This window comes from Evansella sp. AB-rgal1 (genome assembly GCF_041820985.1).
In the GTDB taxonomy this organism is placed as follows: Bacteria; Bacillota; Bacilli; order Bacillales; family Salisediminibacteriaceae; genus Evansella.
The window spans coordinates 52,489-64,622 of record NZ_JBGUAU010000021.1 but is presented as its reverse complement, the minus strand read 5'-3'; the positions used below and the strand labels follow the sequence as shown (position 1 = coordinate 64,622).

11 protein-coding genes are annotated in these 12,134 nt (G+C 35.6%); 7 read left to right on the top strand and 4 right to left on the bottom strand.

From position 1 onward, the window contains the following. Window positions 1-195 precede the first annotated feature (195 nt). Window positions 196-1,473 (bottom strand): BaiN/RdsA family NAD(P)/FAD-dependent oxidoreductase, encoded by a 1,278-nt coding sequence (locus ACERII_RS17435; protein WP_373644027.1) that lies wholly within the window; start codon window positions 1,471-1,473, stop codon window positions 196-198. Between the two features lie 282 nt (window positions 1,474-1,755). Here ACERII_RS17435 and ACERII_RS17430 point away from each other — a divergent pair, with 282 nt between their 5' ends. From ACERII_RS17430 to ACERII_RS17420, 3 genes are all read left to right on the top strand, one after another. Beyond that, on the top strand, window positions 1,756-2,448 hold the full coding sequence (locus ACERII_RS17430; RefSeq protein WP_373644026.1) for a hypothetical protein: 693 nt from the start codon (window positions 1,756-1,758) through the stop codon (window positions 2,446-2,448). Window positions 2,449-2,736: 288 nt separating this feature from the next. After that, a complete protein-coding gene (gene proC, locus ACERII_RS17425) occupies window positions 2,737-3,537 on the top strand; it encodes a pyrroline-5-carboxylate reductase (RefSeq protein WP_373644025.1) in 801 nt (266 codons plus the stop codon). A 181-nt stretch (window positions 3,538-3,718) separates the two neighbouring features. Beyond that, window positions 3,719-4,120 carry a secondary thiamine-phosphate synthase enzyme YjbQ gene (locus ACERII_RS17420; RefSeq protein ID WP_373644024.1) on the top strand — a complete coding sequence of 134 codons (402 nt, stop codon included), beginning with the start codon at window positions 3,719-3,721 and terminating at the stop codon, window positions 4,118-4,120. Between the two features lie 40 nt (window positions 4,121-4,160). Here ACERII_RS17420 and ACERII_RS17415 read toward each other — a convergent pair whose 3' ends face one another. Then, complete coding sequence (locus tag ACERII_RS17415) at window positions 4,161-5,090, bottom strand: DUF4349 domain-containing protein (RefSeq protein ID WP_373644022.1); 930 nt, start codon at window positions 5,088-5,090, stop codon at window positions 4,161-4,163. A gap of 183 nt (window positions 5,091-5,273) precedes the next feature. On the opposite strand from ACERII_RS17415, the gene ACERII_RS17410 reads away from it, so the two are divergent. After that, window positions 5,274-6,920, top strand: a complete 1,647-nt coding sequence (locus ACERII_RS17410) for a putative polysaccharide biosynthesis protein (RefSeq protein ID WP_373644021.1) — start codon at window positions 5,274-5,276, stop codon at window positions 6,918-6,920. Window positions 6,921-7,026: 106 nt separating this feature from the next. Here the strand turns inward: ACERII_RS17410 and ACERII_RS17405 are convergent, their stop codons facing one another. Both ACERII_RS17405 and ACERII_RS17400 read right to left on the bottom strand, forming a co-directional pair. Continuing rightward, complete coding sequence (locus ACERII_RS17405) at window positions 7,027-7,338, bottom strand: winged helix-turn-helix transcriptional regulator (RefSeq protein ID WP_373644019.1); 312 nt, start codon at window positions 7,336-7,338, stop codon at window positions 7,027-7,029. Window positions 7,339-7,563: 225 nt separating this feature from the next. Next, entirely contained in the window at window positions 7,564-8,646 is a 1,083-nt protein-coding gene (locus tag ACERII_RS17400) for an ATP-grasp domain-containing protein (RefSeq protein WP_373644018.1), read from the bottom strand. Between the two features lie 244 nt (window positions 8,647-8,890). On the opposite strand from ACERII_RS17400, the gene ftsW reads away from it, so the two are divergent. From ftsW to ACERII_RS17385, 3 genes are all read left to right on the top strand, one after another. Continuing rightward, on the top strand, window positions 8,891-10,111 hold the full coding sequence (gene ftsW, locus ACERII_RS17395; RefSeq protein ID WP_373644017.1) for a putative lipid II flippase FtsW: 1,221 nt from the start codon (window positions 8,891-8,893) through the stop codon (window positions 10,109-10,111). A gap of 13 nt (window positions 10,112-10,124) precedes the next feature. Next, complete coding sequence (gene rodA / locus ACERII_RS17390) at window positions 10,125-11,315, top strand: rod shape-determining protein RodA (protein ID WP_373644016.1); 1,191 nt, start codon at window positions 10,125-10,127, stop codon at window positions 11,313-11,315. Between the two features lie 150 nt (window positions 11,316-11,465). After that, a complete protein-coding gene (locus tag ACERII_RS17385; protein ID WP_373644015.1) occupies window positions 11,466-12,128 on the top strand; it encodes a hypothetical protein in 663 nt (220 codons plus the stop codon). Window positions 12,129-12,134: the final 6 nt, after the last annotated feature.

The following is a 12,134-nucleotide window of genomic DNA, read 5'->3' as shown; positions in this document are numbered from 1 at the left end:
TGTGTAGGGTAGGTTTTGTGGCTGATAGGTACGACTTTGGTAGGCACTACCGTAGTAGCGCCTACCAAAGTCGCAGGTTAAATCCGGGAGAAAACGGGAGCTAGAGGGCGAAAATGGACAACGTCTATTTAAAGAAAGTACCCCAAAAGCTCAGGCTTTCGGGGCACTATCTCTCATTACATAGAAAGGAAAAACTCACTCTTCCCACATATTCATCGCAGCAGCTTGTCCTGCAGTATACCCAGTAGAAAAAGCTACGGTTATATTGTAACCACCTGTATATCCATGAATATCTAACACCTCACCACAGAAGAATAGTCCTTTCATGAATTTAGATTCCATCCGTTTCGGCTGAATTTCCTTAATAGATACTCCGCCACCGGTAACAAATGCTTTCTCGATGGAAAGAGTACCTGTCGCATTCAGAGGGAAGCTTTTCATAGAGTGAGCAAGCGAACGTAAGGAGTCCTTTGATATCTCTGTTTTTACAAGCAATGAATCTATCCCTGATACGGATAAAACGACAGGAATCATTCGTTCAGGAATCCATCCACTCAAAACATTTTTTATTGCTTTCTTTGAATGTTCTTCAAGCAATTTCTCTATTTCGATAAGTACCTGTTCTTCGTTTAATTGAGGGAATATATCTAACTCTAACGGTACGTTTTTCACATCATACTTCTTCTTCGCTTTCACAACATACTGGCTACATCGTAAAGCGATAGGACCAGATACACCGAAATGAGTAAAGACCATATCCCCTTCATGAGACTTTATTAGCTTGCCCTTTTTTGGATCTATAACGGACAATCGAACATCCCTCAATGAGAGACCTTGCAACTCTTTGGAAGAGATAAAAGTATCGTTTGCTGTAATCGGCACTTCCGTTGGATAAAGATCCGTTATCGTATGTCCAGCTTTTTTTGCCCATGGATAACCATCTCCCGTACTACCTGTATGAGGTACGGATTTTCCCCCCACAGCGATAATCACATTCGGAGCTTCGAGCGTTTCTCCTGAAACCAATTTTATTCCTTTTACTCGTTTCAAATGCTGGTCATAAAGAACATTCTTTACTTCTGTCCCTTTTCTCATTTCAACCTTTAAGCTTTTCACTTTATCAATTAAAGTATTTACAACTGTTATTGCCTTATCGTTAATGGGAAACATTCTCCCACGATCTTCTTCCTTCAAGTTAATCCCTAGATTCTCAAAAAATTGAATAATATCTTCATTATTAAAGACAGAAAAGGGACTATACATAAAGCGACCATTTCCTGGAATATTTTCTATAATGTTTTCTACTGCAGCTCGGTTTGTTACATTGCAGCGGCCACCACCAGATATGGCTAGCTTCCTTCCGAGTTTATTTCCTTTATCAACTAGTAAAACCTTTGCTCCATATTCACCAGCCGCTACTGCGGCCATTAAACCAGCAGGTCCACCACCGATAATAATAACGTCATATTTCATTTACTTGCACCAACTTTCGCACAGTTCTTTTTAAAGAGTAGCATGTTTTGAGAAAAACACCAAAGTTATTATTGGAAAAATAAAATGTAGTTTTTTTACTGCGAAATTATCACCAAAATACTTCATTTATCATCATATAGTAGTATATGAAGTGATTATGTACAAAGAAACGTAACATTTCTTTTGTTTTTTTCATTATTCTCTATTTTATTTCTGTTTCTTATGTGTTACACTTCATATGGCAAAAGAATAAACGGATATTTATGGAAGGAGGAGAGGCACATGTTTCAAAACTTGGTGAAGAAGTTTGAAGCGAAAAGAGCTGTGTGGGCACAAGAAACACAGCAAAGAATTATGGAGTATGCAGAACAAGAAAGAAAAGCACAGTTAGAAAGAATGGAAAAGGAAGCAGAGCAACAGCGTCTATTAAATGAAGGGGTAGAGAAGTACCTGAGGACAGTACATCCTACATTTCTTTTAAAACCAGAGGCTTATAAGGCATTGTTGAACATGTTGCATGCTCGCTCCGAAGGTTCTTCGAGTATCAACATGAATATGACGAAGGAAATGCGTAAAACGTATACCTTTTATAATCGTGAGTTCAAGGTATTTTTAACGTTATTAGAGAAAAAAGGCTATAAATTAACTGGGAACGAAGAGACGTTCTTAAATACGTTTTTAACAAAGCTAAGAGAAAATAATTACCACCTTTGTCTTGAGAAATACGGAGATTTTCTTCCTGAGAATGTAACATTAACGGAAGCATTTGAACGATATTTTGAAGTAATGGACGATGAGAATAAATATGATAGTGGTAATATTGATTTCTTCGCAGTTTATATAAATCAGCGTGGTATTACGGAAACTCATTGGACGAAAATGAGCTTAAAGAAAAAGCTAAAACAATTTGAGAAGTCTAATGAAGATATCGTAAAACTGAGAAAACTTGAAAAGAAATTAGAGAATATTAGTTAATAAGTAAGGCGTTTCTGTTTTTAAACAGGAGCGCCTTTGATTTTTTTGGAATCGTCATGTGAGTGGGATTGATAGTAGATAAGATGCTAGTGGGGAGCAGAATGAAATTCAAACAATAAGTTAGTTAAAGTAGGTACCACAATCAAACACGGTTTTTCACGGCATATCCAAGACATTTAGAGATCACGTAGACTATGAGAGAGCATGTTACAAAACAGAAGATTTGATATATCTGTGATATTGTGAAAAACTATAAAAGGTAAAAGATATTATAATGAGGTGTAAAAGATGAATCAAGCAAATATATTAATTGTTGGTGCTGGAAGAATGGCAGAGGCAATTATTTCTGGACTAGTAAAGAAACAGGGGACCACGGGAAAGATAACGGTAACGAATCGATCAGACATTGAGAAATTAGAAAGGTTGCAACATACATATAAAATACAGACTTCTGATGATTGGGAAAGTGAGATAGAACATCACGAAGTTATTCTTCTTGCATCACCACCACAAACACATGAGGAACAATTAAACATCTTGAAAAACAAAATATCTAATCAATTAATTATTACTGTTGCAGCAGGAATTGACCCAACATATATGGAAAAACGTTTACCAACAGGAACTCCGGTTTGCTGGATTATGCCAAATACTGCAGCTCAAATTGGAAAATCTATCTCTACCTATGTTTGTGGGCAGTATGTAACGAAAGATCATCGACTTATTATAGAGACAATTTTATCTGCTATTGGAGAATCAGAAGAATTAACGGAACAACAAGTGCATGATTTAACTGCCATTACTGGAAGTGCCCCTGCATTTGTGTATTCTTTTGTACAAGCATTAGAGCATGCTGCGATAGAGAATGGTGTTACAAAGGAGCAAGCCAGGACATTAGTATCCAAAATGGTAAGCGGATCTGCGGCAATGCTAGAAGCAGGATATGAGCCAAGTGATCTAATATCACAAGTAGCATCCCCAGGTGGGTCAACCGCAGAAGGGTTAAAGGTTTTTGAAAAAGAAGGATTTCAAAAAATAGTAGAAAAAGCAGTACAAGCAACAAATGAACATGCACGAGGAAATGGGTAATACTTACATCTACAGAGCTTTAGCTCGAAGATAACTCGGCAGCTCCCCACAGGAAAGGGAGTGGGGCAGTAGCAAATGGAATATAAACCAACAAAGTTAGTCATACTATATAAGTTTAGCTACCACTAACTGGCGTATTTTCAGGGTAGAGGGAAAATAGCATGGGGCAGGTGTACAAAAAATGTTAAAAAAGATTTCTGTAAGGACAAACACTCGTGATGAAATGATAGAAATTACGCACGAAGTAAAAAAGTTTGTACAAGAGTTAGGTGTAACAGATGGTGTTGTGTATGTCTATTGTCCACACACAACTGCTGGAATAACTATCAATGAAAATGCAGACCCAGATGTGAAACATGATATGCTTATGAGATGGAACGAAGTGTATCCTTGGACACACGAGAAGTATTTACATGGAGAAGGAAATTCAGCGTCACACTTAAAGGCTAGCACAGTTGGGTCCTCACAAGCTATAATTATTAATAATGGAAATCTGATTTTAGGAACATGGCAAGGGATTTACTTCTGTGAATTTGATGGTCCAAGAATGCGAAATGTGTACTTTAAGATTATAGAAGGATAGTAAAAAGGGTGTAGCGGAGTAAACCGCGACACCCTTTTTACTATTCAATCTTATCTTCTGTTTTCTTTTTCTTCTTCATTTGGATGGTTATTATTATCCCTATAATAATAATCAATGGAATTATAATTGGCGACAACCCAATAATGACTACAATAATACTTGAGAATAAAGAGATCATAAAATTAACGGTGTCCATAAAGAGACTTTGTGCTTTTCTCCAAGTATCTAGTGATTCGCCTTCTTGTAAGCTAGAAACAGTAATATTTCGTTCCATAATATAAATTGAGACTAGAGAGTATGCAACATTGTTTTCTAAATATTTAATTCTTCCAGTTAGTCGTTCAATTTCTTCTTGAACTTTTGATAAATCGTTTGAGATCTTTAATAAATCCTCCGTATTTTCAGCACCATCCATAAAAGAGAGCAATCGCTCTTCCACAGTCCTTTTTGAACGCAATCTGGATTGTAAATCCACATGCTCTTCTGTTACGTCATTTCCACTTACATAGCGCTCATGAACTTTTGTGCTACTAGATTCAAGATCATTTAAAAAGGAATGAAAGTGTTTCACAGGTACGCGAACAGTTAAAGAGCCATTTTTATTATTTTGGCTTCCTTGATGAAGGGAAGACTCTACAACAAACCCACCTAATTTTTTAACTTCTTCTTGTATGTGTAATTGTGCACGGTCGTAATCAGGAACCTCAATGGATATATCGGCGTTATAGATAACCATTCGTTCATTCGTATCGACAAAATTATCCTCCATCGGTTCATCTGAACCAGTGTATCCTCTGTCTAGTGATTTTTCTTCACTTTCCACAAAACCAGCATCACTATCATCATTATCATATGCATAGTCATAAGAAGCTTCATTTGTATTACTATCGCTAGAACTACATCCTGTAAAAATAGCTGTCATTAATAGAATAGCGAGAAACCACCACAGGAAAGGAGTAATCTTTTTCATTCGTTTTGACCCCCGTTTATTTTTATTTATGAATATGACGTACTATTTTTTGTGAAGGTTTCATTTTTTTATTCAGGAAGTAGTGATGTTTGCAGAATATTTATTATTAGTTTAGGTTCTTTAGGTGGAAATATGGTAAAATGCTAGCAGTATCAATGAAATGAAATTAAGGCGGGCGAAAAAATGTCTGATAATAAACAATTTATTCGTGGAACAATGATATTAACGGCAAGTATCTTTTTATCAAAAATATTAGGATTAATATATGTTTTCCCTTTTAAAGCAATTGTTGGACTTGATGGTTTGGCACTATATCAATATGGATATACTCCATATACTATTTTGTTAAGTATCTCCACCTTAGGTATCCCACTAGCTGTTTCTAAATTTGTATCCAAATATAATGCTCTTGGAGATTACAGAACCGGTCAGCGGCTATTTAAATCAGGGATTATTGTTATGTCTATTTCTGGTTTCTTCGCTTTTATTATTTTATTTTTATTAGCAGAGCCAATTGCAAGACAAGTTATCGATCCAAACGCCTTACAAGGGAATACAATAGAAGATGCTATTTTTACGATTCGAATGGTAAGTGTTGCGTTGGTAATTGTACCAGCCATGTCACTTATTCGGGGTTATTTTCAAGGGTACCAATCAATGGGGCCTACGGCTGTATCTCAAGTAATTGAGCAGTTAATTAGAATTATGTTTATCTTATTACTTACATATTTGATTATCGAGGTATGGGGTGGAGAGTTAGGTACGGCTGTTGGTTTTGCAACCTTTGGTGCATTTATTGGAGCATTAGGTGGATTAGTTGTTCTTCTTGTTTATTTTGCCAAACGGAAAAATCACATTCAAGAACAAGTGGAAACAAGTACGATAGATCATCAGATTCCTTTAACGAAGATGTACAAGGAACTAGTATCATATGCTGTGCCAATAGCATTCGTAGGAATTGCGACACCTTTATTTCAGATGGTAGATTTAATGAGTTTTAATAAGGCAATGCTTCATATTGGTTATACACAGCTTGAATCTGATATGTACTTTGGTGCATTTGCACAAGCCGCACATAAACTTATTTTAATTCCTGTTGCTGTTGCAACAGCTTTATCGCTAACAATCTTGCCCGCTGTTACGCAAGCTTTCGTGAATAATGAATATGATAAATTGCAAAGACAGATAACACAAACATATCAAATTATCTTGTTTATAAGTATTCCTGCAGCACTTGGACTTGTGTTATTAGCAGATTCGGCTTATGCAGCCCTTTTTGGTGTTGGAGATATGGAGATTGGAGCTCCAATTTTAAGGTATTATGCTCCCGTAGCAATCTTATTTTCATTATTCGCAGTTACGGCATCATTATTACAAGGTATTAACCGCCAAAAATATGTAATTATTGCGTTGTTATCTGGTCTGACATTTAAAGCTCTATTCAACTATCAATTTGTTGTCTGGTTTGAAGCTTTTGGTGCTATTATCGCAACTGGGATAGGTTATTCCATTGCTGTTGCATTAAACATATGGGCAATTGGAAAGTATGCAAATTATGATTATCGTTTCTTACTAAAAAGAATTTTACTTATCAGTATTTTCGCAACAATTATGGGGATTATTGTAGTACTTATTCGAAACGGTATAACGTACTTTCTGCCTCTACAGTCGAGTGTGAATGCTTTCATTATTGTAATTGTTTCTGTTGTTGGAGGTTTAGGAGTTTATTTTTATATTGGACTTCGTTCAGGTCTTGCTGGTCAAATATTAGGTCATCGCTTTAACTTTTTGGCTAAGAAGAAAAAGAGGGAACAAGCTGGAACTAGTTAAGGCAAAGTTTTAAGTATAAAAAAGCTTCAAGCATTATAAGGGATCAGTGAAAACTTCCCTTTTTGCTTGAAGCTTTTTCATATATTAGATAGCATAGTTAAATCTACTATTCCATCCATTTTTCTGCCCAAATTTGTAATGCATCCATAGCAGGTTCTAAATCTTTTCCTTTTTCTGTTAGTGCATATTCAATTCTAACAGGTGTTTCTGGGTATACAGACCGTTCCACTAATCCAGCTTCCTCAAGTTGCTTTAAACGATCCACTAGCATTTTATCGCTCATACTAGGAATAACTGCAGATATATCTTTAAACCGTTGCGGTCCATGTAATAAAACACGCAAGATCAGTCCGTTCCACCGTTTACCTAATAATGTGAAGGCAGATTCAAATTTAGGGCATAAATTCATTTGAACCATCGGCATCATCTCCTTAGTACTATTATACCACAGAACACTTAATTTTAGTAAGCAACTATTGTTTATACTTTCTTATCCAAAGTTGCTTTACATAGCAGCTCAGGTCGAGCTGTGCACTCATGAACCCTCAAATATCAATCTCCCTAAAATTCTTATATGAAGTGTACATTCAATCAAAAAAACTTGCCCAATTAGGACAAGTTTTTATTTAGAGTTCAGTAATTACTACGCTACTACTAATTGAGTTGGATTAACTAATTTATTCTTTACAGCATCCCACGCATGTTTTACAGAATCATTAATAAATGTCTCTGAGATAATTTCGTGAAGCATGAATCCCACAAGTTCATCCATCGTTATTCCTAAAGTAGATATCATGTAAGAAACGGAACCTTTAATAGAAAGGGAAGGTGTTCCATTTACGTCAATTACATATAGGTTGCCAAAATCATCTGTTTTTAAATCAAGTCGAATTAGGTCTTTTCCTTGTAATCCACGAAATACTTTCATCGCTATTTTTGCAATATCCATTCCTTTACCTTCGTAAGTAGGAAGGAGAATAAATGAATCTCTCTTCTCATACTCCATTGCTTTTACTGCATGACTTCTAACGTCTACATCATTTGGAAATTCTATTACAGGCAGAACATATGCATCTTCATTTCCTAGTACTGCAACCGTGTATTCACTTCCAGATAAAAAAGTTTCAATTAAAATTGGTTGATCATCAATAAGAAGTTTTAATTGGAGTAACTTCCTTGTTAAGTCGCTTCTATTACGACAAATAGACATTTCATCTATCCCTAAACTATTACCGCCACCTGTAGGTTTCACAAACATTGGATAACCTACTACTGCTTCTGCTTCTGCCAATTGATCTTCCGTACAAACAGGAGAAGGGAATGAAATAAATTTAGGAATTAATATATTTGCGTCTTTTAATACTTTATATGTTAAATCTTTGTTGCGGCATGCTTCCATTGTTTTCGGTGTGGAATGCGTGTATGGAATTTCATAGCGCTCAAGTATTTTTCGTATAGATAAAGCACCACTACCGTCATATAATGTGTGTGGTTGAGCTAGGAACCCTTCAGCAATCACAAAAGCACCGACGATTGGGGAGTGAGCTTGAATAATTTCTTCTAATTGAATTTCATCCATTAAATTAACTGAAATAATGTGAAAGGAATGAGATTCAAGCGATTGTAATAATGAAGTGACAGTTTGTATTGATGCGCATTCTTTTAGATCTTCTGTCATATTTTCCTTTGAGACGTGATTATAGATAAATAACATGTTATTGCTCACAATAACTCCCCATTTCTTATGAATACTATACAACAAAGTTGATTATAAGGGTCAGTGTTTCTATTTGCAATAAATTTTTAAAGTATTTATCTATTTTTTTTACGACAAAAAAAGAATATGTTTTAGTTGGACTCATTATATTTTATATTTAAGGTAGAATAGGTCTCTTTTAGAGTGATGATTCATCTGATATAATAGAGAAATTAATAGAGGAACACTGAAAAAAGATCGGAAGGTGAGTTCCTTGGATCTAGAATCCAAACGTAAATTATATATTGATTGGACTTTAATTGTTACAATAGCGTTGATTTCGGCTTTCGGTTTAGTAATGATTTATAGCGCGAGCTTTGTTGTAGGTTATGATAAATATGAAAATATATCTCATTTTTTTAGTAGACAGCTGCAATTCTTACTACTTTCAGCTTTTTTATTTGTGTTTTTTATGTTCTTTCCTTATCGACATTTTCGTAAATTATCACCACTGATTGTATTAGGGTGCTTTGTTCTGCTCATTTTAATTATGGTTCCTAAGGTAGGAGTAACTGTTGCTGGTGCAACAAGGTGGATTAACATTGGCGGTTTTCAATTGCAGCCGTCAGAGTTTGTTAAATTAGGTTCCATTGTATACGTGGCATATGTTTATTCAAGAAAACAAGCTTATATAAACAAATTTTTAACTGGAGTAATGCCACCGTTACTAGTGGTATTAATATTTTTTTTATTGATCATGAGACAGCCTGACCTAGGAACTGCTACTTCTATTGTACTTGTTGCTGGTTTAATTGCTTTTTGCTCAGGAGCTAGAATGATACATCTTATATCGTTAGGTAGTTTGGCAGCATGGGCTTTATACTACTATGCACAGTCAGCTGAATATCGTATGAATCGAATTATTGGGTTTAGAACGCCTTTTGAATTAGAAGCAGGACAAGGATATCAGCTTGTACAATCTTATATTGCCATTGCTCATGGTGGACTGACTGGAGCTGGTTTAGGCCAAAGTGTACAAAAATTATTTTACTTACCAGAAGCCCATACAGACTTTATTTTAGCCATTGTAAGTGAAGAACTTGGAATGATAGGTATTGCTTTCGTTTTTATTTGTATGACGATCATCATTATTCGTGGTATTGTTATAGGGGCTAGATGTAATGATATGTTTGGATCTTTATTAGCATTCGGTATTGTGTTTCAATTAAGTATTCAAATGATTTTTAATACGGGGGCAGTAAATGGGGCGTTACCTATTACTGGAATTCCGTTTCCGTTCCTTAGCTATGGAGGATCCTCTATATTAGTAACGTTTGTTTCTATGGGGATTCTTGCAAATATTTCACGGAAAACAGAAAGAGATCGACAAGAGCGCGCGTTAGATGAAGAGGCATATGAGGATGAAGTAGCTGCAACAAATGCTATTTCAAATAAAACACCTCTTCGACCAGTAAGAACATTCGGAAATAAATAGAAGGTGGAAATAAATGCAGGAGAGAAAATCCCCGTTTCAACAATTAGATTACACGTTGTTGTTTTTGTTGTTTGTGTTAATGTGTATCAGTTTGTTAGCTGTATATAGTGGGAGTAGTGCAGTTACCGAGAGTTGGACTTGGGCAGGTCCACTTTACTTTGTGCAACGTCAAATCATATGGTTTGGTGTTGGTATTATCTTAATGCTCGCTGCAATGAGTATCGATTATGATCTATTCAAAAACTTCTCGATTCCACTTTATATTATAGGAATGATATTGCTATTATTAGTTCATTTCACTCCCCTTGGTATCGAAAATAAAGGTGCCCGCAGGTGGCTAGGAATTGAAGATGTATTTCAATTTCAGCCTTCGGAATTTGTGAAAATATTTGTATTAATAGCACTTGCACATCTTTTATATAATATAACGAAAGCGCCGCGAGAGAAGTCGTTCAAAGGTGATATTATTGTCGTAGGAAAAATATTAGCTGTGGGACTACCTCCATTTGCATTTATTCTAATACAGCCTGACTTAGGAACTGCACTTGTTATTGGTGCAATAATGGGAAGTATGATTATTATGTCTGGTGTTACGTATCGGATGCTTGGCTTGTTATCATCTTTGGTGCTCTCTTTCATAGCGTTACTAATTTGGCTGCATAACAATTACTTTGAGATATTTTCACTAATTATTCGATCTCATCAAAGAAATCGTATTTACGCCTGGCTCGACCCAGCTGGAAATATTAGTGGAGAAGGGTATCAATTATATCAAGCTCTTCAAGGAATTGGCTCTGGTCGATTATACGGAAGTGGTTTTATGCAGGGACCGAAAACTCATAGTGGTACTATTCCAGAGTTACATACCGATTTTGTGTTTACTGTCATTGGAGAGGAATTTGGTTTTGTTGGTGCTACTGTGTTAATTGTTGTATACTTCCTGTTACTATACCGTATGGTTATTATTTCGTTTAATTGTAATAATACATTTGGAACGTATTTAGTTGCTGGTACAGTAGGGTTATTCGTGTTTCAGATCTTCCAAAATATTGGGATGACTATTGGTCTTATGCCTATCACAGGATTGGCTCTCCCTTTTATAAGTTATGGGGGAAGTGCGTTAATTACAAATATGATCGCAATTGGAATTGTATTAAATGTAAATATTCGTACTAAGCACTATATGTTTGGTGAAGAAGATTAAAATGAATAAGGGTAGAGAGCAGTTGTATATTTACAGCAGCTCTCTTTTTCACATCGGAGCAAGCTCTTCTTATGCCTGAGAAGTGCACGATGAAAAGGAGCACTGAATTAGGCTTCAATTTCAGGCTCCCTATAAAAAGGGGTGGGTTATTTGTTATTCATAGGATATGGCAGATTAGCTCAAGCGATTACGGACATTCTACCAAAAGATACAACGATACAAATTTATTCACGAACAAAAAAAGACTTATCACAACCACATGTTTCATGGTTAGAACCCTCGAAATTTCACTTAGAAAAACAAGTGTGGTTGTTTTTACCAGCCGATGTAATCCCAGACTTCCTAAAGAAACATGTGAATTATTTTCATAGAGAAACAACGTTTTTCTATTGTGCAACAAAAGGTAGAGCATTAGAAGTAAAGGATTTAGTAATACCAACACAAACTGTTATTCCTATCAAATTTATTACACAAGCAGATCAGTTAAGAAAAGATAAAATGGGTATGGCGGCACTTCCACGCTTATTTGAGAAGACCAAACCAGCTATTGAAAAATTGTTCGGAGAGTCCCTGCAAATTGTTATAGCAGAGGAAGAAGATGTACATCATTTAAATAAACAGGCTACACAAAAAGCAATTGATATTATTGTTGAGTTAGAGAAGGAAATGAACGATAGAGGAATAAGTAAGGAGTTGGTAGAGCATGCGGCAAAACAAATTATTCCTGGTGTTATTACTGCATACTATCAAGGGACGCTTGGAGCTTTTGCAAAACAAGAAATAGTAAAAAGGAGAGAAAATCGTGAGGGTTGATAAGTT